The sequence below is a fragment of the Streptomyces sp. NPDC023157 genome (assembly GCF_055560575.1).
On record NZ_JBVHIL010000003.1, the window covers coordinates 744412 to 769823 of the forward strand.

Here is a 25412-nt window from a genome sequence, read left to right on the forward strand (position 1 = left end):
GTGACCAACCCCGCCGAGAGGCTCGTGGACCTGCTCGACCTGGAGCAGATCGAGGTGAACATCTTCCGCGGCCGCAGCCCGCAGGAGTCGCTGCAGCGGGTCTTCGGCGGGCAGGTCGCCGGCCAGGCCCTGGTGGCGGCCGGGCGCACCACGGACGGCGAGCGGCCGGTGCACTCGCTGCACGCGTACTTCCTGCGGCCGGGCCGGCCGGGCGTGCCGATCGTCTACCAGGTGGAGCGGGTGCGGGACGGGCGCTCCTTCACCACCCGGCGCGTCACGGCCGTCCAGGAGGGCCGGACGATCTTCAACCTCACGGCCTCCTTCCACCGGCCGGAGGAGTCCTCCTTCGAACACCAGCTGCCGCCCCGGCACCTGGGCGACCCGGAGAGCCTGCCGAACCTCGCCGACGAGATCCGCGACCACCTGGGGACGCTGCCGGAGGCGCTGGAGCGGATGGCCCGCCGCCAGCCCTTCGACATCCGGTACGTGGACCGGCTGCGCTGGTCGAAGGAAGAGGTCCAGGGCGCCGATCCGCGCAGTGCGGTGTGGATGCGGGCGGTGGGGCCGCTCGGCGACGACCCGCTCGTGCACACCTGCGCGCTGACCTACGCCTCGGACATGACGCTGCTCGACGCGGTGCGCATCCCGGTCGAGCCGCTGTGGGGCCCACGCGGCTTCGACATGGCCTCGCTCGACCACGCGATGTGGTTCCACCGCCCGTTCCGGGCCGACGAGTGGTTCCTGTACGACCAGGAGTCGCCGATCGCGCACGGCGGGCGGGGGCTGGCCCGGGGCCGGATCTACGACCGCGAGGGCCGACTCCTCGTGTCGGTGGTGCAGGAGGGCCTGTTCCGCAAGCTGTGAGCGCGGGGGCGGCCCGGGCGGCGACCGTCCGGGCCGCCGGTCCTGTGACACGTACTCACAGGACCAACGCCTGACTGGTCGGCCTTCGGCGGGCGGACCAGGGTGAGCGGGCCGGCACCGACGTGCCGGGCACGCATGAGCCTCGCCCGAAAGGCAGACCCGCCGCCATGGACAGTCCTCCCGCCCCGACCGCCTCGCCCGCCGCGCCCGCCGCCCCGACCTCAGCCCCGGCCCGCTTCCGGTGGGGCCCCTACGCCTCCGTGTTCGGCCTGCTCTTCCTCTTCGGCACCGAGACCTTCCTGGTGTCGCCACTGCTCCCGACGATCGCCACGGACCTGCGGATCGCGGAGTCGGCGGCGGCGTACGGCGTCACGGCGTACGTGCTCGTGTACGCGGTCTGCGCGCCGTTCCTCGGTCTGGTGAGCGACCACGTCGGCCGCCGCCGCACCCTGCTGGCCGGTTCGGTCCTCTTCCTGCTCTCGAACGTGGCCGCCGCGCTCTCCGACGGCCTCACCCTGCTCGTGGTGTCGCGTGCGCTGGCCGGCCTCGCGGCCGCGGCGGCCGGTCCGGCGATCTGGGCGCACCTCGCGGAGACCACCGAGGACACGGTGCGCGGCCGGGCCCTGGGCCTCGGCATGGCGTTCTTCTCCTGCGGCCAGGTGCTCGGCGTGCCGCTGGGCGGCTTCCTGGCGGGCGCGGCGGGCTGGCGGGCGGCGTTCTGGGCCATGGCCGTCGGCACGCTGGTCGTCGTCCCGATGCTGCTCGCGCGGATTCCGGCGGCCAAGGCGGCCCGGCCCGCCGTCGGCATGGGCGCCCGTGCGGTGTTCGCGGCCTGGGGCCACGGCGCGCTGCGCCGGTCGCTGCTGGTCAACACCGCGTTCAACGCGGCGAACCTCGGTGCCTACACCTTCATGGGCGTGGTGCTCGCGGACCATTTCGACCTGTCCGTGACGGCGCTCGGCCTGATCGGCGTCCTCGTCGGCGCCGGCAGCATCGTCGGCTCGACCCTGGGCGGCCGGCTGGGCGACAGGGCCCGCGCCCAGGGACGTACGGACCAGCCCCTGCTGGCCGTGTGGGGGCTGCTGCTCGCCGTGGGCATCGCGCTGACGGTGTGGGGCCCGGGTCCGGTCCTGGCGCTGCTCGGCGTCGGCGTCTGGTTCGTGGCCAGCGGCGGCTTCGTCACCGACCAGCAGACCCTCGCGGGCACGGCAGCTCCCGAGCTGCGTGCCACGTCCAGCGCGTGGCTCACCTCGACGATGTACGCCGGTACGGGCCTCGGCGCCTGGGCGGTGGGCCTCTTCGCCGATCTGACGCTGGGCACGGCGGTGATCGGGGTGGGGCTCGCGGTGGTCGCGGCGCTCGGTGGCCTGCTGGTCAGCGCGCGGCTGCGCCGGGGCGCGGAGCCGGCCGGTGCGGTGGGCGCGGCGGAGAGCGCCTGAGCTGGGGCGGGGCCAGGGCACGACGGCCCGGTTGCCGTTCCCCTCGGTCGCGTCTTCAGCCCGCTTTCCACGCCGGAGAGCCGACACGACGCAGCGGGCGGTCGACGAGATCGGCGACCGCCGTGCCGTCCTGTCGGCTCTTCGGCGTGAACAGCACGATCAGCGAGCCGGGGGCGTCGACCGGCCGCAGCGACGACAGGGACAGCCGGATGGGGGCGCCGCCCGCGGGGGTGGCGGTGACGACCCGGGTGGTGAGCCCGCCCACGGAGTGGCAGTTCCACCAGTGGCTCAGCTCGGGCACGTCGGCGGCGAGCCGGCGGTACAGCTCGTCGACGCGCTCGTCGGCCGGTCCGGCGCCGGCCTGGGCGCGGAAGTGCCGGAAGACGCTCATGGCGAGGGGCTCCCAGTCGCTGTCCCCCAGCACGGCGCGCAGCCGCTCGTCGGCCGCGACGAGCCACATCAGGTTGCGCCGGCCGGCCGGGAGGGCCGTGGGTTCGCCCCAGAGCGCCGCCCAGGCCGCGTTCCAGGCGACTATGTCGAAGGCGCGGTCGAGCAGGACGGCGGGGCTGGTGGGCCAGGAGTCGAGCACGGGCTGGAGGGATGCGCCCCACTGCTCGGGGGCGCGGGCGGTCTCGGGCTCGTGGTAGCCGCCGAGGCGCAGCGCGTGGCGCAGTTCCCCCTCGTCGAGCCGCAGCACCCGGGCGACGGACTCCAGCACCTGCCGAGAGGCGGCGACACGGCCCTGCTCCAGCCACGTGTACCAGGCGATGCTCACGCCGGAGAGGGAGGCGACCTCCTCGCGGCGCAGCCCGGGGGTCCGGCGGCGGGACGTCGCGGGCAGGCCGACGTCCTCGGGCTTCAGCAGGGCGCGGTGGGCCCGCAGGAACGCCCCGAGTCCACGGCCGGCGACGGGAGTTGGCATGGTGTGACTCCTTCACGCGGGCCCGGCGGGACCCGGACATGGTAGTCGCACGAGCGCGGCCCACGAGCTGCCGGCGGCGGGACGCGGCCTAGATCCCGGGCAGGGTGTCCTGGTCGACCTCGTGGCGGCGGGTGCGGATGTCCGGGCCCGGCGGGTGCAGCTTGGCGTCGCAGGCGGGGCCGAGACCGGTGCGGCGGGATTCGGCGCCGGTCAGCGGGCGCCCGCACAGGCGGCACCACACCCGGCCCGGCGCCGGCCGGTCCTCGGCGGAATCGATCTCGATTGCCAGTGGTTCGTCTCCCATGCTGAGATCAAACCTCATTTACCGGAGGAGCTGTCCATGAGCCTGTACGAGATTCCGCTGAAGACCCTCGCCGGGGACCCGCTCTCCCTGGCCGACTTCCGCGACCGGGCCGTTCTGGTCGTCAACGTGGCCTCCCAGTGCGGCCTGACCCCGCAGTACGCCGGGCTGGAGCGGCTGCAGAAGGAGTACGGGGACCGCGGCTTCACCGTGGTCGGTGTGCCCTGCAACCAGTTCGCGGGCCAGGAGCCGGGCAGCGCCGAGGAGATCGGCACCTTCTGCTCGGCGACGTACGGCGTGACCTTCCCGCTCCTGGAGAAGACCGACGTCAACGGCGCCGGACGGCACCCGCTGTACGCGGAGCTGACCAAGGTCGCGGACGCCGAGGGCGAGGCCGGGGACGTGCAGTGGAACTTCGAGAAGTTCCTGATCGGCCGCGACGGGGCGGTCACCCGCTTCCGCCCGCGCACCGAGCCGGAGGCCCCGGAGGTCGTCGCGGCGATCGAGGCGCAGCTTGTCTGAGGCCGGGGTGGTGGAGCGGCTGCGGGCCGCGGGCTGCGTCTTCGCCGAGGAGGAGGCGGAGCTGCTGACCGCGGCCGCGGCCGGTCCGGCCGAGCTCGACGCGATGGTCGAGCGGCGGGCCGCGGGCCTGCCGCTGGAGCACGTGGTGGGCTGGGCCGAGTTCGGGGGGCTGCGGATCGAGGTCGATCCGGGCGTGTTCGTGCCGCGCCGGCGTACGGAGTTCCTCGTCGGACGGGCCGTGTCGCTCGCCCGGCCGGGCGCCGTCTGCGTCGACCTGTGCTGCGGCTCGGGCGCGGCGGGCGCGGTGCTGCTCGCCTCCGTGCCGGGCGCCGAGGTGTACGCCTCCGACATCGAGCCGGCGGCGGTGCGCTGCGCCCGGCGGAACGTGGAGCCGCGCGGCGGCCGGGTGTACGAGGGCGACCTCTTCGAGCCGCTGCCCGAGGCCTTGCGCGGCCGGATCGAGGTCCTCGTCGCCAATGTGCCGTACGTGCCGAGCGAGGACGTGGCCCTGCTGCCGCCCGAGGCCCGCGACCACGAGCCGCTCGTGGCGCTGGACGGTGGCGCGGACGGCCTGGAGGTGCTGCGCCGGGTCGCGGCCGGGGCGGCCGGGTGGCTGGCCCCGGGCGGACATCTGCTGGTGGAGACGAGCGAGCGCCAGGCCGACCGGGCCGTGGCGGCGGTCACCGCGCACGGCCTGTCGGCCCGGATCCTGGAGGACGAGGAGCTGTACGCCACAGTGCTGCTGGCGACGCGCCCCTAGACGCCCTCGCGCACCTCGCCCCCGGCTCCCCGGCCGTCCTGTGCTCGGGTACGGGGCTTCAGGCGGCAGCGGGCCGGGCCGAGGGCCTGGAGGGTGATCGCGGAGGCGAGCGGCACCTGGGTGTCGATCGCCTCCAGCTCGTACTCCCGGAGGATCATCGCCAGGGCGATCACCGACTCCAGCATCGAGAAGTGCTGCCCGATGCAGGCGCGCGGGCCGCCGCCGAAGGGGAACCAGGCGTAGCGGGGCCGCTCGGCCTCCCGCTCCGGGGTGAAGCGCTCGGGGTCGAAGCGCTCCGGGTCCTCCCAGTAGCCCGGGTGGCGGTGGGTGACCCAGGGCGAGACGATCACGTCGGCCCCGGCGGGGATCGCGTACCCGCCGATCTCGGTGGCCTCGACGGCCCGCCGCCCGATGGCCGGGGCGGCCGGGAAAAGCCGCATCGTCTCCTTCAGGACACGGGTGAGGTACGGCAGGGCGTCGAGGTCGTCCGCGCCGGGGGCGCGCCCGCCGAGCACCGTGTCGATCTCCTCGTGGGCCCGGCGCTGCTCCTCGGGGTGGCGGGCGAGCAGGTGGAGGGCGAAGCCGAGCGAGGTGGCGGTGGTCTCGTGCCCGGCGAGCAGGAACACCAGGACCTGTTCGCGCAGTTCGGTCGCGTCGAAGCCGCCGTCCTCGTCGCTGCTCGCCTCGACGAGCCGGCTCAGCAGGTCCTCCCCCGCGCCGCCGGTGCCGGCCGCCCGCCGCTCGGCGATGATCCGGTCGCAGACGGCGTACAGCTCCTCGTGGGCCGTGGTCGCGCGCCGGTTGCCGGGCGTGGGCCAGGAGCGCGGCACCTTGCGGGGCGAGTAGCCGCGCCGCGAGACGTACGCCCCGAGCACGGGGAAGCAGCGCTCGACGATGCCGACGGCGGCCTCGACGTCGGTGCCGAACAGGATGCGGGCGACGGCGCGCAGGGCGAGCCCGGTCATCTCGTGGACGACGTCCACGGAGTCGTGCCCCTCGGCGCGCCAGCCGTCGGTGAGCCGGGTGACCTCGGTGGCGACGGCGGAGGCGTAGCCGTCGACGCTGCGCCGGGTGAAGAGCGGCTGGACGAGGCGGCGCTGGCGCAGGTAGTCGGTGTCCTGGCTGGTGAGCAGGCCGTTGCCGAAGGACTCGCGGATCTCCTGGTAGAAGGCGTTGTCCTTGCGGAAGTTGGCGGCGTCGGTGGCGAGGACGCGCTGGGCGCCCTCGGCGGAGAAGACGCAGTGGACGGTGGCCCGGGCGCCGGGTGGTCCCGCCGTGATCCGGACGACGTCGCCGTGGTCGCGGCGGGCCTTGAGGAAGGTGCCGAGCGAGTCGTTCTTGAGGTCGAGCAGTGAGCCGAGCAGCGGGACTCCCGTGAGTTCGGGAATCTCCTGTGCGGTGGTGGTCGTCGCCATCGTGCGTCCCCCCGTGTGACGTTCCGTCTGACGTCCCGTGCTGTTCGCCGGTTCGTTCGATTCTGCCGTACGGGAGGGGTCTCCGGCAGCCTCCACCGCGGGTCGCTGTCAGTGGCGTCTGGGACGCTTCCGGCATGGATACGACGGAGATGACCCTGCAGCTCACGATCGACTGCGCCGACCCCCGGCGGCTCGTGGTCTTCTGGGCGGAGGCCCTGCGCTACGTGCCGGAACCGCCGCCGGAGGGCCACCCGAGCTGGCAGGCGTACTGGCGGGCGATCGGCGTCCCGGAGGACGAGCTGACGGACGGCGCGGGCGAGCTGCCCGAGTCGATCGTGGACCCGAAGGGCGTCGGCCCGCGCGTCTGGTTCCAGGCGGTCCCCGAGCCGAAGACCGCCAAGAACCGCCTCCACCTGGACCTGAAGGTCGGCGGCGGCCGCACGGTCCCGCTCGCCCGGCGCCGCGAGCGCGTGGACGCCGAGGTCGCCCGGCTGACCGCTCTGGGCGCCTCGATCCTGTACACGATGGACGAGCCGGACGGCATGGCGTACTACGCGGTGGTGCTCCGGGACCCGGAGGGGAACGAGTTCTGCGTGGTGTGACGCCCCCCGTACGGCGCCGGCCGGCGCCGTCCGCCCCTCCGGGCCGCGGTGCGGCGTCAGCGGATCGGCATCCCCGACAGGGTGCGGGCGATGACCAGGCGCTGGATCTCGCTGGTGCCCTCGAAGATCGTGTAGATGGCCGCGTCGCGGTGCATCCGCTCGACCGGGTACTCGCGGGTGTAGCCGTTGCCGCCGAGGATCTGGATGGCCTGGGCGGTGACCTTCTTGGCGACCTCGCTCGCGTAGAGCTTGGACATCGAGCCCTCGGCGGAGGTGAAGGGCTTGCCCGCGGTCGCCATCCAGGAGGCGCGCCAGACGAGCAGGCGGGCCGCGTCGATCTGGGTGCGCATGTCGGCGAGCTGGAAGGCGACGCCCTGGTTGTCGATGATGGGGCGGCCGAACTGCTCGCGGGTCTTCGCGTAGTCGAGGGCGACCTCGTACGCGGCGCGGGCGGTGCCGACGGCCATGGCGCCGACGGCGGGGCGGGAGGCCTCGAAGGTGGCCATCGCGGCGTTCTTCACGCGCTCGCCGCCGCCCGACTTCGCCTTCTCCCGGGCGCGGGCGAGGCGCTCGTCCAGCTTCTCCTTGCCGCCGAGCAGGCAGCTGCCGGGGACCCGGACGTCCTCCAGGACGACCTCGGCGGTGTGCGAGGCGCGGATGCCGTGCTTCTGGAACTTCTGGCCCTGTGAGAGGCCGGGGGTGTTCGGCGGCACGATGAACGAGGCGTGGCCCTTGGAGCCGAGCTCGGGGTCGACGGCGGCGACGACGACGTGGACGTTGGCGATGCCGCCGTTGGTCGCCCAGGTCTTCGTGCCGTTGATCACCCACTCGTCCTTGGCCTCGTCGTAGACGGCGCGGGTGCGCAGGGAGGCCACGTCGGAGCCGGCGTCGGGCTCGGAGGAGCAGAAGGCGGCGACCTTCACGTCGGCGGCGTCGCCGTACATCTGCGGGATCCAGGTGCCGATCTGCTCCTCGGTGCCGTTGGCCATCACGCCCACGGCGGCGAGGCCGGTGCCGACGATGGAGAGCGCGATGCCGGCGTCGCCCCAGAAGAGCTCCTCCATGGCCATCGGGATGCCGAGGCCGGTGGGGTCGAAGAACTGCTGGGCGTAGAAGTCGAGGGAATAGATGCCGATCTTGGCCGCTTCCTGGATGATCGGCCAGGGCGTCTCCTCACGCTCGTCCCACTCGGCGGCCGCCGGGCGCATCACATCGGCGGCGAACCCGTGCAACCAGTCGCGCACCTGCTTCTGGTCCTCGTTGAGTTCGAGCGTGAACTCTGCCATGGTCCCTCCCAGCGGTATGTTACTTGCGGTAACAGCAGTGTGTTACCGACGGGTAGGGGCTGTCAACCAGCAACGGAGCAATTCCGCCCGATCGGCACCGAGTGCCGTCCGGGTGTTACGTTGCGACAGCCTCAGGAATTCGTACGGGCGGGGAGACACGCTTATGGACACCACACACCGGACCACCACCGACCAGCAGAAGCCGGCCGACCAACGGCGGCGGGAACTGCTGGAGGCGGCGGACCGCGTGGTGCTCCGGGACGGCCCCAAGGCCTCCATGAACGCGATCGCCGCCGAGGCGGGGATCACCAAGCCGATCCTCTACCGCCACTTCGGCGACAAGGGCGGCCTCTACCGCGCCCTCGCCACCCGGCACACCGACGCCCTGTTGTCGGCGCTCCGCGCCGCGCTGGACGCGCCCGCCGACCGCCGCCGCCGGGTCGAGTCCACCCTGGACACGTATCTCGCCTCCATCGAGGCGATGCCCCAGGTCTACCGCTTCCTCATGCACCCCGCCGAGGAGTCCCAGCAGGCCGAGCAGGGCTTCGACGTGGGCCGCCACTCGGCGCCGCTGCTGCGGCGCATGGGCGAGGAGCTGGGCCAGGTCATCGCGGAGCGGGTCGACCTCGGCCCCGGCAGCGAGGCGCTGGCCCGCATCTGGGGCCACGGCATCGTCGGCATGATGCACGCCGCGGGCGACTGGTGGCTCGGGGAACGCCCGTGCCCCCGCGAGGAGTTGGTACGCAGCCTCGCGGACCTGCTGTGGGGCCGGCTGGCCGCGGCCGGCAACCGCCCGGACGGGCCGGGGTTCTGAGTCCCCGACCGCACCCCGCCCCCCGCCGGCTACAGCGCCGCCGCCCCGCTCCCCCACGGCTCCTTCCGGATCTGGCGGAGCAGTCTGCCCCGCCGCCACCCGGTCACGTGGTCCGCGTAGACGCCGCCCTCCAGGTGGTCGGCCTCGTGCTGGAGGCAGCGGGCGAAGAAACCCGTACCCTCGACGCGGACCGGGGCGCCGTCCACCCGGACGCCCTCGACCACGGCACGGTCGAAACGGGGCGTCGGGGCCTCCAGGCCCGGCAGGGACAGACAGCCCTCGGGGCCGCGGATCACGTCGCCGTCGGCCTCGACCAGGCGCGGGTTGACCAGATGTCCCAGGTGCCGGACGTCCTCGTCGTCGGGGCAGTCGTAGACGAAGACCCGCAGCCCCACGCCGACCTGGTTGGCGGCGAGGCCCACGCCGTTCGCCGCGTACATGGTCGCGAACATGTCCTCGACGAGCCGGGAGAGCTCCGGTCCGAAGTCGGTGACGGGTTCGCAGGGCGTGTGCAGCACCGGGTCGCCGAGCAGGGTCAGCGCTCGGACGTGGCCGGAACTGCCGGGGATCAAGCGGTTTCGCATGGGCGCAAGGGTACGTTCAGGGGGCAGCCACCCGCGCCACGGAGCCGCGGTTCGGGCTGGTGGCCGGATCTCGATAGGCTGAGGCCGGACCGACGCAAGGAGGAACAAGGACGATGTCAGGCAGCAACTCGGAGCCGCTGTCGCCGCGCGCGAAGCTGGCCGTGACGGCGGGCAAGGCCGCCGCCGCGGTGTCGCGGGCAGCAGGACGCGGCAGCGGATCGGTGATCGGCGGCCGGGTCGCGCTCAAGCTGGACCCGGATCTGCTGGGCCGGCTCGCGCAGCACCTGGACGTCGTCCTCGTGTCGGCGACCAACGGAAAGACCACCACGACGCGACTGATCGCCGAGGCGCTGCGCGCCAGCGGCCCGGTCGTCTCGAACGCCCTGGGCGCCAACATGCCCGCGGGCATCACCTCGGCCCTGGCCGGCGGCTCGGACGCCAAGTACGGCGTGATCGAGGTCGACGAGAAGTACCTGGCGGGCGTCGCACGGGACACCACCCCGAAGGCGATCGCCCTGCTGAACCTCTCGCGCGACCAGCTCGACCGCGCCGCGGAGACCCGCATGCTGGCCGAGAAGTGGCGCGAGGGCCTCAACGGCACCAAGGCCGTCGTCATCGCCAACGCCGACGACCCGCTGATCGTCTGGGCCGCCTCCTCCTCCCCCAACGTGGTCTGGGTGGCCGCGGGCCAGGAGTGGAAGGACGACGCCTGGTCCTGCCCCGCCTGCGGCGGTGTGATGCAGCGCCCCGGCGACGACTGGTTCTGCGGCGAGTGCGGCTTCCGCCGCCCCGCGCCGAGCTGGGCGCTCAGCGGCGACCACGTGCTGGACCCGCACGGTTCGGCCTGGCCGATCCACCTCCAGCTGCCCGGCCGCGCGAACAAGGCCAACGCCGCCACCTCCGCCGCGGTCGCCGCGGTCTTCGGGGTGCCGCCGCAGGTCGCCCTGGAGCGCATGTACCAGGTGCAGGCCGTCGCCGGCCGCTACGACGTGGTCTCCTTCCAGGGCCGCGAGCTGCGCCTCCTGCTGGCCAAGAACCCGGCCGGCTGGCTCGAGACGTTCTCCCTGATCGACCCGCCGCCGACCCCGGTGATCCTCGCCGTCAACGCCCGCGGCGCCGACGGCACGGACACCTCCTGGCTGTGGGACGTGGACTACGGCCGCCTGGCCGGCCACCCGATCATGGTGATCGGCGACCGCAAGCTGGACCTCGCGGTCCGCCTGGAGGTCGCGGGCGTGGACTTCCGCGTGTGCGAGACGATCGACGAGGCCGTGACGGTGGCACCGCCCGGCCAGATCGAGCTGATCGGCAACTACACCGCGTTCCAGGACGTCCGCCGCCGTGTCGGCAACTGACCCGGCTCGACCCCGCAGAAGGACAAGCAGCATGACTGACAGCAGCCTGCGTCTGGTCTGGGTCTACCCGGACCTGCTCAGCACCTACGGCGACCAGGGCAACGTCCTGGTCGTCGAGCGCCGCGCCCGCCAGCGCGGCCTCAGCGTCGAGCGCGTCGACGTGCGCAGCGACCAGCCGGTCCCGACCTCCGGTGACATCTACCTCATCGGCGGCGGCGAGGACCGGCCGCAGCGGCTCGCGGCCGAGCGGCTGCTCCGCGACGGCGGTCTCAGCCGGGCGGCGGCCAACGGCGCGATCATCTTCTCGGTCTGCGCCGGCTACCAGATCCTGGGCCACGAGTTCGTCAACGACGTCGGCGAGCGCCAGGCCGGCCTCGGCCTGCTCGACGTGACGACGGTCCGCGGCGAGGGCGCCCGGTGCGTCGGCGACGTGCTCGGGGACATCGACCCGCACCTGGGCCTGCCCCAGCTCACCGGGTTCGAGAACCACCAGGGCGTCACCCACCTCGGCCCGACCGCCCGCGCGTTCGCCCGGACCGTGTTCGGCAACGGCAACGGCACCGGCGACGGCACCGAGGGCGCGTACAACGACACCGTCTTCGGCACGTACATGCACGGCCCCGTCATGGCGCGGAACCCGCAGATCGCGGACCTGCTCCTGAAGCTGGCGCTGGACGTGAACGCGCTGCCGCCGACGGACGACCGCTGGTACGAGGCGCTGCGCGCCGAGCGCATCGCGGCGGCCACGCAGCCCGCCTGACGGTCCGTATCACCCCGGTCCGTACATGTCTCGTACGAAAGTACGTTGTCCACTGTGCGGACATCCGGTTCGGCCCCGCCACCCTGCACCGATAGGGTGGCGGGGATCCAGCCGGACGACGTGGTCCGGGAGTCTGCCCACGTTGCAAAGGTTTTTGGGCTATGCGCATTGGTGTGCTCACTTCCGGCGGAGACTGCCCCGGTCTGAACGCCGTCATCCGGTCCGTCGTGCACCGCGCCGTCGTCGACCACGGTGACGAGGTCATCGGCTTCCACGACGGGTGGCGGGGCCTCCTGGAGTGCGACTACCGCAAGCTGGACCTGGACTCGGTGGCGGGCATACTCGCCCGCGGCGGCACCATGCTGGGTTCCTCGCGGGTGCAGCCCGCGCACCTGGTCGGCGGCGTCGAACGCGCCAAGGGCCATGTCGCGGACCTCGGCATCGACGCGATCATCCCGATCGGCGGCGAGGGCACGCTGAAGGCCGCGAACCTGCTCTCCGAGGCCGGACTGCCGATCGTCGGCGTACCCAAGACCATCGACAACGACATCGCCTCGACCGATGTCACCTTCGGCTTCGACACCGCCGTCACCGTGGCGACCGAGGCCCTGGACCGGCTGAAGACCACCGCCGAGTCCCACCAGCGCGTGCTGATCGTCGAGGTCATGGGCCGCCACACCGGCTGGATCGCCCTGCACTCCGGCATGGCGGCCGGCGCGCACGCGATCGTCGTGCCCGAGCGCCCCTTCGACATCGACGAGCTGACCGCCCGGGTCGGCGCCCGCTTCGAGGACGGCAAGCGCTTCGCGATCGTCGTGGTCGCCGAGGGCGCCAAGCCCCGCGAGGGCTCGATGGACTTCAAGACCGCCGGCACCGACATCTACGGCCACGAGCGCTTCACCGGCGTGGCCAACCAGCTCTCCGCCGAGCTGGAGCGGCGCCTCGGCAAGGAGGCCCGCCCGGTCATCCTCGGCCACGTCCAGCGCGGCGGCACCCCGACCGCGTACGACCGCGTCCTCGCGACCCGCTTCGGCTGGCACGCGGTGGAGGCGGCGCACCGCGGCGACTTCGGCATGCTGACGGCGCTGCGCGGCACGGACATCGAGCTGGTGCCGCTCGCGCAGGCCGTGGAGACCCTGAAGACGGTCCCGGCGGACCGCTACGCCGAGGCCGAGTGCGTGCTCTGACGCCCGCCGCCACACCAGAACCGCCCCCGGTCGCAGTCGCGGCCGGGGGCGGTTCTAGTCTGGTGCGGACAACAAGCGCGAATCGGGCTCCAGGAGTACATCGATGGATCACAGCGGGCACGGCATGACCATGGATCTGCCGCCGTTCACGCTGGGGCGGGCCCTGGAGTTCTCCCCCGACCTGTTCTTCCTGATCGGCTGTGTCGCCGGGCTCGGTCTGTACGGCTGGGGTGTGGCGCGGCTGCGGAAGCGCGGGGACGCGTGGCCGTTGAGCCGGACGGTGTTCTTCACGGTGGGTGTGCTGACCATCGCCCTGGTGATGTGCACCAAGCTGAACGACTACGGCATGGTCATGTTCAGCGTGCACATGGTGCAGCACATGGTGATCTCCATGCTGTCGCCGATCCTGCTGCTGCTCGGCGCGCCGGTGACGCTGGCGCTGCGGGCGCTGCCGGTGGCGGCCCGGGGCTCGCTCGGCCCGCGCGAGCTGCTGCTGAAGCTGCTGCACAGCCGGTACATGCGGATCATCACGCACCCGGCGTTCACGATCTCGATGTTCATCGCGAGCCTGTACGCGCTGTACTTCACCTCGCTGTTCGACACGCTCATGAGCTCCAAGGCGGGCCACGTCGGGATGATGGTCCACTTCCTCATGGTGGGCGTGGTGTTCTTCTGGCCGATCATGGGCGTCGACCCGGGCCCGCACCGGCCCGGCTATGTGATGCGGATGCTGGAGCTCTTCGCGGGCATGCCGTTCCACGCGTTCTTCGGCATCGCGATGATGATGGCGACCGAGCCGCTGGTCGAGGTGTACAAGAACCCGCCGGCCTCGCTCGGGATCGACGCGCTGGCCGACCAGAACGCGGCGGGCGGCATCGCCTGGGCGTTCAGCGAGATCCCGTCCGTGCTGGTGCTGATCGCGCTGGTCTACCAGTGGTACCACTCCGAGCAGCGGCAGGCGGTACGCAAGGACCGGGCGGCGGACCGGGACGGCGACAAGGAGCTGGAGGCGTACAACGCGTACCTGGCCTCGCTCCAGGGTCGCGCCTCGCAGTAGCACGGTTTCCCCGCTCTCGCAGGGCTGGCGCCCGACCCGTCCCAGGAGTCACGATGGCTTCGAGGAGGGCTGAGCGATGATGTCCGGTCCCACGAAGACGATGGCGGCGGTCACCGCCGCCGCCCTGGTGCTGACCACCGCGTACACGGTGGCGCTCGGCAGCAGCGGCTGGCTCTGGTTCGGCTGGGTGATACTCGGCGTGGTCACGATCGGGATGGCCGCCGCGGACAGCGGCGAGTCCCAGGCCGGGCGGCCACGTCCGCGTCCGAAGCCGCAGCCCTGACGGGTCCGCGCAAGGCTTGTCCGACGTCCGACGGGGGTATCGGTGATCTATCACGTCCTCAAGCACCTGCTCTTCGGTCCGATCCTGAAGCTGCTGTTCCGGCCCCGTGTGGAGGGCCTGGAGCACGTGCCGGAGGAGGGCGCGGCGATCGTCGCCGGCAATCACCTGTCCTTCTCGGACCACTTCCTGATGCCGGTGATGCTGGACCGCAGGATCACCTTCCTGGCCAAACAGGAGTACTTCACGGGCCCGGGCCTCAAGGGCCGGCTGACGGCGGCGTTCTTCCGCGGCGTCGGGCAGATCCCGGTGGACCGCTCCGGCAAGGAGGCGGGCCGGGCCGCGATCCGGGAGGGGCTCGGGGTGCTGGACCGCGGCGAGCTGCTCGGCATCTACCCCGAGGGGACCCGCTCGCCCGACGGGCGGCTCTACAAGGGCAAGGTCGGGGTGGCCGTGATGGCGCTGACCGCCGGGGTGAAGGTGGTCCCCTGCGCGATGGTGGGGACCTTCGAGATCCAGCCGCCCGGGCGGGTCCTGCCGAGGATCCGGCGGGTCACCATCCGCTTCGGGGAGCCGCTGGACTTCTCCCGCCACGCGGGGATGGCGGGGCAGCGGGAGGTGGTCCGGGCGGTCACGGACGAGATCATGTCCGCGATCCTCGCGCTGTCCGGGCAGGAGTACGTGGACGCCTACGCGGCCGACGTGAAGGCGGCGGGCGACGCGGCCGAGGAGCCCGGGAAGTTCCCGCCGGCGTGACGCCCACAGCGGATCCGCGCACGGCGAAATGGCCTGGGCGGCGTGACCCGCGACACGTAGCGTCCCCCGCATGACCAAGGGAAACGCGTTCGTGCTGGGAGCGACAGGACAGATCGGACGGGCGGCCGTGCGGGCGCTCGTCGAGGACGGCTGGGAGGTGACGGCCGGCTCGCGCCGCGGCGGCCGGGACGAGAAGTGGCCGGCGGAGGTCCGGTCGGCGGTCGTGGACCGCACCGAGGAAGGGGCGCTGGCGGCGGCGCTCGGCGAGGGCACCGACGTCCTGGTGGACGTCGTGGCCTACGACGCCTCGCACGGGCGGCAGCTGACGGGGCTCGCGGACCGGATCGGTTCGGCGGTGGTGATCTCCAGCGCCGCGGTCTACCAGGACGCGCAGGGCCGCAACTTCGACACGCAGGACGAGCCGGACGGCTTCCCCGACTATCCGCTGCCGATCCCGGAGACGCTGGGGACGGTAGCGCCGGGCGAGAGTTCGTACGGCACCCGGAAGGTGGCGCTGGAGCGGGAGCTGCTCGCGGCGGGCGGGACGCTGCCGACCACCCTGCTGCGGGCGGCGGCCGTGCACGGCCCGTACAGTCCGGGGCCGCGCGAGCTGTGGTTCGTGAAGCGGGCCCTGGACGGGCGCCCGGTGCGGATCCTCGCCGAGGGCGGACGGTCCGTCTTCCACCCGGTGCACGTGGACAACCTGGCGGAGCTGGTCCGGCTGGCCGCCGCGAAGCCGGGGACCCGGGTGCTCAACGGCGCCGACCCCGAGGCGCCGACGGTGGCCGAGATCGGCGCGGCGGTCGACGCGGCGATGGGCGTGACCAGCGAGACGGTCCTGTTCGAGGGAGCGCCGGCGAAGGACATGGTGGGCTACACCCCGTGGACCACGCCCCGTCCGATGATCTGCGACATGGCGGCGGCGGAGCGGGAGCTGGGCTACCGGCCGGTGGTGGGGTACGCGGAGTCGCTGCCCGGCACGATCGAGTTCCTGGCCGCGGCGGTGGCGGAGCGGGACTGGCGGGAGGCGTTCCCCGGTCTGGCGAAGTACGGGGTGGACTTCTTCGACTACGCGGCGGAGGACGCCTGGCTGGCCGCGCGCTGAGCCGCGGAGGGGCGGCCGCCGTACGGCGACCGCCCCTCTACTGTGCTGCGGGTGTTACGGCTGGGGCGTGGCGTGCGGGTCGCACGTCACGTCCTGGCTGTCCACCTTGCCGGTGAGCAGGTACGTCTCGACCCGCGGGTTGATGCAGGAGTTCACCAGGCCGGTGACGCCGTGCGAGCCCGCGTTCTTCTCGGTGATGAGGCGCGAGCCCTTGAAGCGCTTGTGCAGCTCGACCGCGCCGGCGTACGGCGTCGCCGCGTCACGCTCGGACTGGACGATGAGCACCGGCGGCAGGCCCTTGCCCGTCTTGACCTGGGTCGGCTTCTGCTGCGGCGCGGACCAGGTGGCGCACGGCAGGTTCATCCAGGCGTTCGCCCAGGTCATGAACGGGTACTGCTCGTGGAGGCGGGAGTTGTCCCGGTCCCACCTGTTCCAGCTGGTCGGCCACGCGGCGTCGGCACACTCGACGGCGGTGTAGACGGCGTTCCCGTTCTCCGACGCGATGTTGCCGGCGGTGTCCGTGAGGTCCGCCGCGGCGCCGTCGATCAGCGGCTGCGGGTCACCCGCGGCGTAGGCGCTCCAGGCCTCCGCGACCGGGACCCACGAGGAGTCGTAGTACGGCGCGCTCTGGAAGAAGCCGATGAGCTCGGCCGGGCCGACCTTGCCGCCGAGGGGGTTCTTCTTGGCGGCGGCGCGCAGGGTCACCCACTGCTGCTGGACCTCGGCGTAGGTCTTGCCGAGGTGGTAGGTGTCGTCGTGCTGGGCGACCCAGGTCATCCAGTCCTTGAGACGCCCCTCGAAGGCGATGTCCTGTTCCAGGTTGGCCTGGTACCAGATGTTGCTCTTCGCCGGGTTGACCACGCTGTCGACGATCATGCGGCGCACGTGGTTCGGGTAGAGCGTGCCGTAGACGGCGCCCAGGTAGGTGCCGTAGGAGACGCCGATGAAGTTGAGCTTCTTCTCACCGAGCGCGGCCCGGATGACATCGAGGTCACGGGCGGTGTTGCGCGTCGTCATGTAGGGCAGCATGTCGCCGCTCTTCTCGGCGCAGCCCTTGGCGTACTCGGCGGCCAGCTTGCGCTGGGCCAGCTTGTCCGCCTCGCTGTCCGGGACCGGGTCCGCCTTGGGGCCCTTGACGAACTCGGTCGGGTCGACGCAGGAGATGGGCGCCGAGTGGCCGACACCACGCGGGTCGAAGCCCACGAAGTCGTACGCCTTCGCGGTGTTCACCCAGAGCGGGCTCTTGGTGGTGACCCGCCTCGGGAAGCGAAGGCCGGAACCGCCGGGGCCGCCCGGGTTGTAGAGCAGCGCGCCCTGGCGCTCGGCGGCGGTGCCGGTGGACACGGCGCGGTCCACGGCGAGCTTGATCTTCTTGCCGTTGGGCTTGGCGTAGTCGACCGGGACGGTGACCCAGCCGCACTGGATGGGCTTGGCGAAGCCCCAGTCGGCCGGGCAGTCCTGCCAGTCGATGCCGGCCTTCGCGGCCTGGGCGGCGGCGATGGTCGCGCCGCGCGCCTCGTCATCACGGTCGTGGCCGGTGACGGCACCGGCCGTGGGTGCCGCGAGCGCGGTCGCCATGAGCGTGCCCGCTATCAGAGTGCCGGCGGAGCCGAGCACTGCTGTCCGTCTCAAGTGGTTCCTCCCCCTAGGTGGGCGCCGCCCCCGTGGCAGCGCCGTGGTGGGCCATCCGGGGGATCCTTTCGTCCTTGGGGCCTCCGACAAAAGGGCGTACACATGTTTCTTTGCCGAACCAATAACCGGAGAGCGGTGTACCGCTGAGCGGAGTTCACTTCGAGGTGAGCAGCGCGAGCCCTTCGTCCAGGGCCCGGCGGAGTGCGAGGGCATCCGGGGCGACGGCGGTGACGAGGGCCGCGGGACCGGCGAGGGGGACGAGGACGGCGTGCTCACCGAGCAGTCGCGCTTCGGGTGGTTTGTTCCCCTTGCCCGCTTCCGTCACGAAGTCCGGGTCGACGACGAGGAGTTGCCCGGTGGCGCGGTGCCCGCCGAGGACGGCGGGGCCGTCCCAGCCGCCGGGGGCGCCGGGGCCGTACGCCAGCTCCTGGTCGAGCAGCGGGCGCCCGGCGCGGCGCACGGTGAGCCGGGTGGTGAGGGTGCCGGGCTCCTCGCCGTGCCGCCCGAGGATCTGCTCCTCGCGGAGCACCAGCCGTGCGTCGGCGGCGAGTTCGACCGTGGTCCGCATGCGGAGCTCGGAGCCCGCGGCCGAGACCAGCTGCTCCGGCAGCCAGCGCAGCTCCGCGCCCGCGCCGACGGTGAGCGCGAGATCGTACGTGGCGGGGGCACCGTCCGCGCCGGGCAGGGCGACGGTCGCGGCGGCGGAGTCGACCAGGAGCCGCGCCCCGTCCCGCACCTCGGTCTCCAGGAGGAGCCGGTCGCCGCCGAGCGGGGCGCTCATGGCGCCGACGACGGTGACGCGGGTGTACGGGCCGGGCGCGCGGGTGCGGCGCAGGGCGAGCGGCCCGTCGCTCTCCAGGACGGGGAGCGAGCCGTCCGCCTCGGCGGCGATCCGGGCGGTGGCGCGCAGGCTCATGCGGTCCATGCGGTGAGGCGGGCGCGGACCCAGTCGGCGACCGGGGCGACGCCCTCGGCGGAGCGGAGCGAGGTGAAGGCGACGGGCAGTTCGCCGCGTTGGGCGGCGGCGTCGCTCGCCATCCGGTCCAGGTCGGAGCCGACGTAGGGGGCGAGGTCGGTCTTGTTGACGACGAGGAGGTCGGCGGTGGTGACGCCGGGGCCGCCCTTGCGCGGGATGTCGTCGCCGCCGGCGACGTCGATGACGAAGATCTGCGCGTCGACGAGGCCCTTGGAGAAGGTGGCGGTGAGGTTGTCGCCGCCCGACTCGACGAGGACGAGGTCGAGCGGGCCGACCGAGTCCTCCAGGTCCTCGACGGCTTCGAGGTTGGCGGAGATGTCGTCGCGGATCGCGGTGTGCGGGCAGGCGCCGGTCTCGACGGCCTGGATCCGCTCGGGCGGCAGCACGGCCTCGCGGAGCAGGAACTCGGCGTCCTCGCGGGTGTAGATGTCGTTGGTGACGACGGCGAGGGAGAGGGTGTCGCGCAGCTCGCGGCAGAGGGCGGCGACGGTGGCGGTCTTGCCGGAGCCGACGGGGCCGCCGAGGCCGATGCGCAGGGCGCGGCGGGTGCCGTCGGGGCGGTGGGCGTCGGCGGAGACCGCCTGGCCGTGGTCGTGGCCGTGGTCGAGGTGCATGGGGGCTCCAGGGTTCTCGGTTGCTCGGGGTGGCGGCTCAGGAGGCGAACAGGCGGACCGGCCAGGTCGCGTGCTGTTCGGCGGCGAGGTCGAGCAGCGGGGCCGAGGCGGCGGGCAGGGCGTGGACGTCGCCCTCGCGGGCCGCGGCGGCGGCGCGGGTGGCGATCTCGTCCAGGTCGGGGGCGAGCCGGGCGAGGACGGCGGTGGCCTGGAAGGGGTCCAGGCCGAGCAGGCGGACGACGGCGGTGGCGGGCCCGCTGACGGTCTCGTAGCCGACGCAGTGGGCCGCGTCCTCGGGGCCGAGTCGGGCGGCGCGCGCCGCCGTGCCGAGGACGACCGGCTGGTGGGCGCCGCGCGGGAACGCGGCGGCCAGCCGGTCGAGTTCGGGGCTCGGCCAGGCCGCGCGGGCGGCCCGCATCATCTGCCGGCCCAGCTTGCGGGCGGTGGCCCGCAGGGCCGGCGAGGGGGTGCGGGCGTCGGCGGCGGCGTCGAGTTCGTGCGGGTCGGCGCCGAGGGCCGCCGCGGCCGCGAGCGCGGCCGAGGTGAGCCCGGTGGTGTGCAGCCGGCCGCGGCAGAACGCCTCCAGGCCGGCGGCGTCCTTGAGGCGGCCGGCCTTGACCGCGGCCTCGGCGCCGCCCGAGTGGGCGTGCCCACCGGCGGGGAAACGCCCGTCGGCGAGCACGAGCAGTGCGGATCTCATGGTGGTGCGGGGCCCGTCAGAAGAGGAAGTAGCGCTGGGCCATGGGCAGTTCGACGGCGGGGGCCGGTACGACCGGTTCGCCGTCGATGGTCACCGTGAAGGTGTCGGCGTCGACCTCGACCCGGGGCAGGGCGTCGTTCTCCCGCATGTCGGCCTTGGTGACCCGCCGGGTGGAGCCGATCGCGGTGAACTCCTTGTGCAGACCGAGCCGTTGCGGCAGGTCGTCCTCGATCGCCGCCTCGGCGACGAAGTTGACCGAGCCGGCCGCCGCCGCCCGCCCGAGCGCTCCGAACATCGGCCGGGGCAGCACCGGTTGGGGGGTCGGGATGGAGGCGTTGGCGTCGCCCATCTGCGCGTAGGCGATCTGTCCGCCCTTGATCACGACGAGCGGCTTGACGCCGAAGAAGGCGGGCTCCCAGAGCACCAGGTCGGCCAGCTTGCCGGGTTCGACGGAGCCGATGAGGTGCCCCATGCCCTGGGCGACGGCCGGGTTGATCGTGTACTTGGCGACATAGCGCCGGGCCCGGTGGTTGTCGGCGGCCCCGTCGCCGGGGAGCGCACCGCGCCGCTTCTTCATCACGTGCGCGGTCTGCCAGGTGCGCATGATCACCTCGCCGATCCGGCCCATGGCCTGGGAGTCGGAGGAGATGATCGAGATGGCCCCGAGGTCGTGCAGGACGTCCTCGGCCGCGATGGTCGAGGGCCGGATCCGGGACTCGGCGAAGGCGAGGTCCTCGGGGACGGCCGGGTTGAGGTGGTGGCAGACCATCAGCATGTCGAGGTGTTCCTCGATGGTGTTGACGGTGTGCGGCCGGGTCGGGTTGGTCGAGCTGGGCAGCACGTGCGGCTCGGAGACCACGGTGATGATGTCGGGGGCGTGCCCGCCGCCCGCGCCCTCGGTGTGGTACGCGTGGATGGTGCGCCCGCCGATGGCGGCGAGGGTGTCGCCGACGAAACCGGCCTCGTTGAGGGTGTCGGTGTGGATGGCCAGCTGGGCGCCGGTCTCCTCGCAGACGCCCAGACAGGCGTCGATGACGGCCGGGGTGGCGCCCCAGTCCTCGTGGATCTTGAAGCCGAGGGCGCCGCCGCGCAGCTGGGAGTGCATGGCCTCCCGGGACATCGTGTTGCCCTTGCCGAGCAGACCGATGTTGACGGGGAAGGTGTCCAGGGCCTCGAACATCCGGGCCATGTGCCAGGGGCCGGGGGTGATCGTGGTGGCCTTGGTGCCCTCGGCCGGGCCGGTGCCGCCGCCGACGAGGGTGGTCACGCCCGTGGCGAGGGCCTGTTCGACGACGGTCGGCGAGATGAAGTGGACATGGGTGTCGACGGCGCCGGCGGTGACGATCCGCCCGTTGCCGACGATGACCTCGGTCTCGGGGCCGATGACCAGCTCGGGGTGGACCCCGTCCATGGTGTCGGGGTTGCCGGCCTTGCCGAGGGCGGTGATCCGGCCGTCGCGGATGCCGATGTCGGCCTTGACGATGCCCCAGTGGTCGATGACCACGACACCGGTGATCACCGTGTCGGGGGCGCCTTCGGCGCGGGTGGTGCGGGACTGGCCCATGGACTCGCGGATGACCTTGCCACCGCCGAACACGGCCTCCTCGCCGGCGCGGCCCGGGCCGCCGGAGCGGTCCTCCTCGATCTCGACGAGCAGGTCGGTGTCGGCGAGCCGGATCCGGTCGCCGGTGGTGGGGCCGAACAGGTCGGCGTAGACGGCGCGGTGCAGCTCAGGCACGGTCGCCTCCGTTCGGCTCGGTGCTGTCGAGGAGTCCGGCGGTCTCGCCGCGCAGTCCGGGGACGATCCGGCGGCCGGCTATCGGCACCAGTTCGACCTCGACGGGGATGCCGGGCTCGAAGCGCACGGCGGTGCCGGCGGCGATGTTCAGCCGCAGTCCGCGCGCGGCGGTGCGGTCGAAGTCGAGACCCGGGTTGGCCTCGGCGAAGTGGTAGTGGGAGCCGACCTGGACGGGCCGGTCGGCGGCGTTCAGGACGGTGAGGCGGCTGACGGGGCGGCCCTCGTTGAGGACCACGGGCCCGTCCGCGTACAGGATCTCTCCGGGGATCATCGCCGTCCCCCGTCAGATGATCGGCTCGTGGACGGTCACCAGTTTGGTGCCGTCGGGGAAGGTCGCCTCGACCTGGACGTCGTGGATCATCTCGGCGATGCCGTCCATGACCTGCTCGCGGCCGAGGACCTTGCGCCCGGAGGCCATCAGCTCGGCGACGGTGCGCCCGTCCCGGGCGCCTTCGAGGACGTGGGAGGTGATGAGGGCGACGGCCTCGGGGTGGTTGAGGAGCACACCGCGCGCCCGGCGCTTCTCTGCCACGTCCGCCGCGACATGAATGAGCAGTCGTTCCTGCTCATGGGGGCTGAGTTGCACGCTTCCACCTCACTGTCGTCCACCGGGCATGACTCCCGGACGCAGGGGACCCTAACGATCCTCAACACTCTGTTGACGACGTGAGAAGGGCCGCCGCGTCAGACATTGCACGTTAGGGCGGAAGTTTTTCCTGCTCGTTAACTCGGGCTTTGCGACGCCATGGAGATCAGCCCGCGGGAGCGCCCGGGTCGCGGTGGTGGGCGGCGATACCGAAGCGGCGCTGTTCACCCGGAGCGGACGCGAGCGAGCTGACGCCGGAGACCGAGCTGACCGCCCGCTCCTCGATCGGCTGTTCGGCCGCTTCGAGGAGTTCCAGGTCAGCGGCGGACACCAGGGCGACGAGCGGCTTGCCGTGGCGGGTGACGACCACGCGCTCGTTGCCGTAGACGACGCGGTTGATCAGATCGGCGAGCTCTGCCCGCGCTTGCGTCACCGGAATCTCATAGGCCATGCTCCTCATCTTACGGCCTGTACGTCCTGTACATTTTTTACAGACAGAGGAGTACGCCATGCCCCACGCCCGCCATGTCCTTCCCGAGTTCACCGAGCGCACCTCCTACGGCAGCCGCACGCTCGACCCCTACTCGAAGCTGCTGGAGGGCCGGATCGTCTTCCTCGGCACGCCGGTCGACGAGACCTCGGCCAACGACGTCATCGCCCAGTTCCTGCACCTCGACTACGCGGCCCCCGGCCAGGCGGTCTCCCTCTACATCAACTCCCCCGGCGGCTCGGTCAGCGCCATGACCGCGATCCACGACACGATGCGGACGCTCTCCTGCGAGGTGGGGACCACCTGCCTCGGCCAGGCCGTCGGCCCCGCCGCCGTCCTGCTCGCCGCCGGCGCCCCGGGACGCCGGCTGGCGCTGCCGGGGGCCCGGATCGTCCTCCAGCAGCCCGCCCTGGACGAACCGTTGCGCGGACAGCCCAGCGATCTGGACCTCCACGCGCGGGAATTGCTGCGCCAGCGCGACCTGGTCGTCGCCCTCCTCGCCGAGAACACCGGACAGAGCCGCGAGCGGACCACCGCCGACCTCGACCGGACCACCGTGCTCGACGCGCCGGCCGCCCGCGCCTACGGCCTGGTGGACCACGTGGTGCAGAGCCGGGGCCACTCCGCCGGCGCCGGGGAGCGGTGAGCCCGCCATGGTCCCGGAGCTGCCGCCGCTCCCCGCCCTGACGCGCGCCGAGGGCGACCTCGTCGACACCTATCTGGAGGTCGTCGACCTCCTCGGCAGGATCAATCCATCCAGATCCACGCATACCTATGGGGCACTTCGCGCGGCTCAGGCGCTGGTGGGGCGCGCGACGGCCCTCCGTGACGCCCTGACACTCATGCATATGCGGGGCGAGAGCGAGGTCCACGCCGACACATTGGCGCGCGCGTTACGGGTGTTGGACGGGGAGCGACGGGCCGGCCGGGTCACCGTCCCCGAGGAGCCAGCGAGTTGACACTCCCGCGTGTCGTGTCGAGGGCCGCCCGGGGCACGGGAACCGCAGAAACCCTCCTCCGTTCGGCGTAGTCGCCGCATCGATATGTAGCTCAGGCAAGTTGCGCAACAGGAGTACACATCTGGCCGAATCGGGCGTTCCGTCGCAGGTGCGGGGCTCATCGGCCACCCTCCCGACGATCGAGAAACCTGACTGTCCACCCGTATGGATCAGTCGTGAGGAGCCTCACATATCGCCGTTTCAGCTCGGATTTCGCCCTGGATGTGGGTCAAGATCCTCGACGACGACAAGCCCCCGCCACCCACGGCGGGGCGGTCCGGGCGGACGCCGAGTCCTGCCGCTGTCCCGGACGTCTGGTCGACAGGAGTGGATCGGCAGGAGTGGAGGACCCGAGCAGTACGGGGCGTTCGCGCAGTGTGCGGACGTTCCTTGGGGTGAAGCCGCAGCCGCGGCCGGGCATCTTCGCCTGCCCGAACCCGACAGGTCATCCTTCACAGGCGGCTGACGAAGGGTTGCGCATGACTGCGCAGATGCATGTCCCGTCCCTGCTGTCCCGGGCCGGAGCCGTCTCGGCTCTCACCCTCGCCGCCGTCGGCGGCACGCTGCTCGCCCCAGGAGCGGCGCCGGAGGCCCAGGCAGCGACGTCCTACGCCGACAAGGCCTTGAACGTCGCCGCCTCGAAGAAGGGATCGCCGTACAGGTACGGAGCCTCGGGACCCGGCCGTTTCGACTGCTCGGGCCTCACGCTCTACTCGTACAAGAAGGCGGGCAAGACGCTGCCCCGCACCGCGCAGCAGCAGTACAACAAGACCCGGCACATCTCGGCGGCCGGCCGGCAGAAGGGGGACCTGGTCTTCTTCCATTCCGGCGGAAGGGTGTACCACGTCGGAATCTACGCGGGTAACAACAAGATCTGGCACTCGCCGAAGACCGGCTCATGGGTGAAGCTGGACAAGATCTGGAGCTCCAAGGTCCTCTACGGCCGCGTCCGCTGACGGGCGGACCCCGCCGTACCCGCGCATCGGTCTGATCAGCCGACGCGCCGCACGCGGTGCGTGACCCCGTACGAGGAACGCGCCGCGAGCATGCGCGTGGACCGCGTACACGCGGAACGCGCCGCACGACGGTGCGGGAGGAGCGCCCGGTGGCGCCGCCGGCCCCTCCTCCCGCCCGGCACTCTCCCTACGCGGCGTGCGCCGCCGGCCAGGGCAGCCTGATCCAGACCGTCTTGCCGCCCTCCCGCGTGGGTGTCACCGTGAGCCGCCCGCCCGCCTCGGCGGCCAGATAGCGGATGATCACCATGCCGCGCCCGTTGTCCTGCTGCACCGCGGCGGGCAGCCGCCGCGGCCAGCGCGGATGACTGTCGGTCACCCCGATGCGCAACTGCTCGTCGCGCTCCAGGCGGACGTCGACCGTGAAGGTCGGCGACTGGCCGAAGGTGTGCTGCACGGCGTTGGTCGCCAGCTCGGAGACGATCAGCCGCACCGTGTCCGCGATGTCGTCCGCGTCGTCGAGCCCCCAGGACCCGAGGACCTCGGCGACGTACCGCCGGGCGGCCGACACCGACGCGGGATCACTCGGCAGCGTGACGGTTGCTTCCTGCTGATCTGCCATGGCGACGCTGTCCCTTTCCCACCGGGCCCGGCCC

General features: G+C 72.6%; 30 protein-coding genes and 1 riboswitch. Of the genes, 16 read left to right on the forward strand and 14 right to left on the reverse strand.

Features of this window, described 5'->3' with window-relative positions; genetic code table 11:
* Together ACZ3ZE_RS14275 and ACZ3ZE_RS14280 are read left to right on the forward strand one after the other, a co-directional pair.
* Window positions 1–864 carry an acyl-CoA thioesterase gene (locus ACZ3ZE_RS14275; protein ID WP_361179116.1) on the forward strand — a complete coding sequence of 288 codons (864 nt, stop codon included), beginning with the start codon at window positions 1–3 and terminating at the stop codon, window positions 862–864.
* A gap of 167 nt (window positions 865–1031) precedes the next feature.
* On the forward strand, window positions 1032–2303 hold the full coding sequence (locus ACZ3ZE_RS14280; RefSeq protein ID WP_467259189.1) for an MFS transporter: 1272 nt from the start codon (window positions 1032–1034) through the stop codon (window positions 2301–2303).
* 55 nt (window positions 2304–2358) lie between these two features.
* Here ACZ3ZE_RS14280 and ACZ3ZE_RS14285 read toward each other — a convergent pair whose 3' ends face one another.
* Window positions 2359–3225: a helix-turn-helix domain-containing protein gene (locus ACZ3ZE_RS14285; RefSeq protein ID WP_467259192.1), complete on the reverse strand. Its 867-nt coding sequence runs from the start codon at window positions 3223–3225 to the stop codon at window positions 2359–2361.
* Between the two features lie 88 nt (window positions 3226–3313).
* The gene (locus ACZ3ZE_RS14290) at window positions 3314–3529 is read right to left on the reverse strand and encodes a DUF6011 domain-containing protein (protein WP_361177901.1); all 216 of its coding nucleotides are present in this window, start codon (window positions 3527–3529) and stop codon (window positions 3314–3316) included.
* A gap of 36 nt (window positions 3530–3565) precedes the next feature.
* Here ACZ3ZE_RS14290 and ACZ3ZE_RS14295 point away from each other — a divergent pair, with 36 nt between their 5' ends.
* Both ACZ3ZE_RS14295 and ACZ3ZE_RS14300 read left to right on the forward strand, forming a co-directional pair.
* Window positions 3566–4048 carry a glutathione peroxidase gene (locus ACZ3ZE_RS14295; protein ID WP_363292228.1) on the forward strand — a complete coding sequence of 161 codons (483 nt, stop codon included), beginning with the start codon at window positions 3566–3568 and terminating at the stop codon, window positions 4046–4048.
* Window positions 4041–4808, forward strand: a complete 768-nt coding sequence (locus ACZ3ZE_RS14300) for a putative protein N(5)-glutamine methyltransferase (RefSeq protein WP_467259195.1) — start codon at window positions 4041–4043, stop codon at window positions 4806–4808. The genes ACZ3ZE_RS14295 and ACZ3ZE_RS14300 overlap by 8 nt, the downstream gene beginning before the upstream one ends.
* Here ACZ3ZE_RS14300 and ACZ3ZE_RS14305 read toward each other — a convergent pair.
* On the reverse strand, window positions 4805–6223 hold the full coding sequence (locus ACZ3ZE_RS14305) for a cytochrome P450 (RefSeq protein WP_467259198.1): 1419 nt from the start codon (window positions 6221–6223) through the stop codon (window positions 4805–4807). The genes ACZ3ZE_RS14300 and ACZ3ZE_RS14305 overlap by 4 nt on opposite strands.
* 134 nt (window positions 6224–6357) lie before the next feature.
* On the opposite strand from ACZ3ZE_RS14305, the gene ACZ3ZE_RS14310 reads away from it, so the two are divergent.
* The gene (locus ACZ3ZE_RS14310) at window positions 6358–6825 is read left to right on the forward strand and encodes a VOC family protein (protein ID WP_361177909.1); all 468 of its coding nucleotides are present in this window, start codon (window positions 6358–6360) and stop codon (window positions 6823–6825) included.
* A gap of 56 nt (window positions 6826–6881) precedes the next feature.
* Here ACZ3ZE_RS14310 and ACZ3ZE_RS14315 read toward each other — a convergent pair whose 3' ends face one another.
* Window positions 6882–8111, reverse strand: coding sequence for an acyl-CoA dehydrogenase family protein (locus ACZ3ZE_RS14315; protein ID WP_361177911.1), 1230 nt, complete (start codon window positions 8109–8111; stop codon window positions 6882–6884).
* Between the two features lie 163 nt (window positions 8112–8274).
* Here ACZ3ZE_RS14315 and ACZ3ZE_RS14320 point away from each other — a divergent pair, with 163 nt between their 5' ends.
* Entirely contained in the window at window positions 8275–8925 is a 651-nt protein-coding gene (locus tag ACZ3ZE_RS14320) for a TetR/AcrR family transcriptional regulator (RefSeq protein WP_361626668.1), read from the forward strand.
* Window positions 8926–8954: 29 nt separating this feature from the next.
* Here ACZ3ZE_RS14320 and def read toward each other — a convergent pair whose 3' ends face one another.
* Window positions 8955–9509 carry a peptide deformylase gene (def, locus tag ACZ3ZE_RS14325; protein ID WP_467259201.1) on the reverse strand — a complete coding sequence of 185 codons (555 nt, stop codon included), beginning with the start codon at window positions 9507–9509 and terminating at the stop codon, window positions 8955–8957.
* A gap of 113 nt (window positions 9510–9622) precedes the next feature.
* Here def and ACZ3ZE_RS14330 point away from each other — a divergent pair, with 113 nt between their 5' ends.
* The 7 genes from ACZ3ZE_RS14330 (at window position 9623) to ACZ3ZE_RS14360 (ending at window position 16009) form a co-directional block, all read left to right on the forward strand.
* Window positions 9623–10864 carry a Mur ligase family protein gene (locus tag ACZ3ZE_RS14330; protein WP_329418676.1) on the forward strand — a complete coding sequence of 414 codons (1242 nt, stop codon included), beginning with the start codon at window positions 9623–9625 and terminating at the stop codon, window positions 10862–10864.
* 31 nt (window positions 10865–10895) lie between these two features.
* Window positions 10896–11624, forward strand: a complete 729-nt coding sequence (locus ACZ3ZE_RS14335; RefSeq protein WP_361177917.1) for a type 1 glutamine amidotransferase — start codon at window positions 10896–10898, stop codon at window positions 11622–11624.
* A gap of 161 nt (window positions 11625–11785) precedes the next feature.
* The gene (locus tag ACZ3ZE_RS14340; RefSeq protein WP_361177919.1) at window positions 11786–12811 is read left to right on the forward strand and encodes a 6-phosphofructokinase; all 1026 of its coding nucleotides are present in this window, start codon (window positions 11786–11788) and stop codon (window positions 12809–12811) included.
* 103 nt (window positions 12812–12914) lie between these two features.
* Entirely contained in the window at window positions 12915–13868 is a 954-nt protein-coding gene (locus tag ACZ3ZE_RS14345) for a cytochrome c oxidase assembly protein (RefSeq protein WP_467259204.1), read from the forward strand.
* A gap of 76 nt (window positions 13869–13944) precedes the next feature.
* Window positions 13945–14151 carry a hypothetical protein gene (locus ACZ3ZE_RS14350; RefSeq protein ID WP_467259295.1) on the forward strand — a complete coding sequence of 69 codons (207 nt, stop codon included), beginning with the start codon at window positions 13945–13947 and terminating at the stop codon, window positions 14149–14151.
* Window positions 14152–14193: 42 nt separating this feature from the next.
* Window positions 14194–14904, forward strand: coding sequence for a lysophospholipid acyltransferase family protein (locus ACZ3ZE_RS14355; RefSeq protein WP_361626671.1), 711 nt, complete (start codon window positions 14194–14196; stop codon window positions 14902–14904).
* Between the two features lie 70 nt (window positions 14905–14974).
* A complete protein-coding gene (locus tag ACZ3ZE_RS14360) occupies window positions 14975–16009 on the forward strand; it encodes an NAD-dependent epimerase/dehydratase family protein (RefSeq protein WP_361177925.1) in 1035 nt (344 codons plus the stop codon).
* 54 nt (window positions 16010–16063) lie between these two features.
* On the opposite strand, the gene ACZ3ZE_RS14365 is transcribed toward ACZ3ZE_RS14360, so the two are convergent.
* From ACZ3ZE_RS14365 to ACZ3ZE_RS14400, 8 genes are all read right to left on the reverse strand, one after another.
* A complete protein-coding gene (locus tag ACZ3ZE_RS14365; protein WP_361177927.1) occupies window positions 16064–17641 on the reverse strand; it encodes an alpha/beta hydrolase in 1578 nt (525 codons plus the stop codon).
* A 154-nt stretch (window positions 17642–17795) separates the two neighbouring features.
* On the reverse strand, window positions 17796–18557 hold the full coding sequence (locus ACZ3ZE_RS14370) for an urease accessory protein UreD (RefSeq protein ID WP_361178141.1): 762 nt from the start codon (window positions 18555–18557) through the stop codon (window positions 17796–17798).
* Window positions 18554–19231 carry an urease accessory protein UreG gene (gene ureG / locus ACZ3ZE_RS14375; RefSeq protein WP_361626674.1) on the reverse strand — a complete coding sequence of 226 codons (678 nt, stop codon included), beginning with the start codon at window positions 19229–19231 and terminating at the stop codon, window positions 18554–18556. The genes ACZ3ZE_RS14370 and ureG overlap by 4 nt, the downstream gene beginning before the upstream one ends.
* 37 nt (window positions 19232–19268) lie before the next feature.
* A complete protein-coding gene (locus ACZ3ZE_RS14380; RefSeq protein ID WP_361626677.1) occupies window positions 19269–19931 on the reverse strand; it encodes an urease accessory protein UreF in 663 nt (220 codons plus the stop codon).
* 16 nt (window positions 19932–19947) lie between these two features.
* Window positions 19948–21669: an urease subunit alpha gene (locus ACZ3ZE_RS14385; RefSeq protein ID WP_361177933.1), complete on the reverse strand. Its 1722-nt coding sequence runs from the start codon at window positions 21667–21669 to the stop codon at window positions 19948–19950.
* Window positions 21662–22000 carry an urease subunit beta gene (locus tag ACZ3ZE_RS14390; RefSeq protein ID WP_361177936.1) on the reverse strand — a complete coding sequence of 113 codons (339 nt, stop codon included), beginning with the start codon at window positions 21998–22000 and terminating at the stop codon, window positions 21662–21664. The genes ACZ3ZE_RS14385 and ACZ3ZE_RS14390 overlap by 8 nt, the downstream gene beginning before the upstream one ends.
* 12 nt (window positions 22001–22012) lie before the next feature.
* Window positions 22013–22315: an urease subunit gamma gene (locus tag ACZ3ZE_RS14395; RefSeq protein ID WP_329418691.1), complete on the reverse strand. Its 303-nt coding sequence runs from the start codon at window positions 22313–22315 to the stop codon at window positions 22013–22015.
* A 166-nt stretch (window positions 22316–22481) separates the two neighbouring features.
* Window positions 22482–22766 carry a type II toxin-antitoxin system Phd/YefM family antitoxin gene (locus ACZ3ZE_RS14400; RefSeq protein ID WP_361177938.1) on the reverse strand — a complete coding sequence of 95 codons (285 nt, stop codon included), beginning with the start codon at window positions 22764–22766 and terminating at the stop codon, window positions 22482–22484.
* 58 nt (window positions 22767–22824) lie between these two features.
* Between ACZ3ZE_RS14400 and ACZ3ZE_RS14405 the strand changes: the two genes are divergently transcribed.
* From ACZ3ZE_RS14405 to ACZ3ZE_RS14415, 3 genes are all read left to right on the forward strand, one after another.
* Entirely contained in the window at window positions 22825–23451 is a 627-nt protein-coding gene (locus tag ACZ3ZE_RS14405) for an ATP-dependent Clp protease proteolytic subunit (protein WP_467259207.1), read from the forward strand.
* A 7-nt stretch (window positions 23452–23458) separates the two neighbouring features.
* Entirely contained in the window at window positions 23459–23764 is a 306-nt protein-coding gene (locus ACZ3ZE_RS14410) for a hypothetical protein (RefSeq protein WP_361626683.1), read from the forward strand.
* A gap of 340 nt (window positions 23765–24104) precedes the next feature.
* Window positions 24105–24279, forward strand: a riboswitch (cyclic di-AMP (ydaO/yuaA leader).
* 3 nt (window positions 24280–24282) lie between these two features.
* Entirely contained in the window at window positions 24283–24759 is a 477-nt protein-coding gene (locus ACZ3ZE_RS14415) for a C40 family peptidase (protein ID WP_361177944.1), read from the forward strand.
* Between the two features lie 187 nt (window positions 24760–24946).
* Here the strand turns inward: ACZ3ZE_RS14415 and ACZ3ZE_RS14420 are convergent, their stop codons facing one another.
* The gene (locus tag ACZ3ZE_RS14420; protein WP_361177946.1) at window positions 24947–25378 is read right to left on the reverse strand and encodes an ATP-binding protein; all 432 of its coding nucleotides are present in this window, start codon (window positions 25376–25378) and stop codon (window positions 24947–24949) included.
* Window positions 25379–25412: the final 34 nt, after the last annotated feature.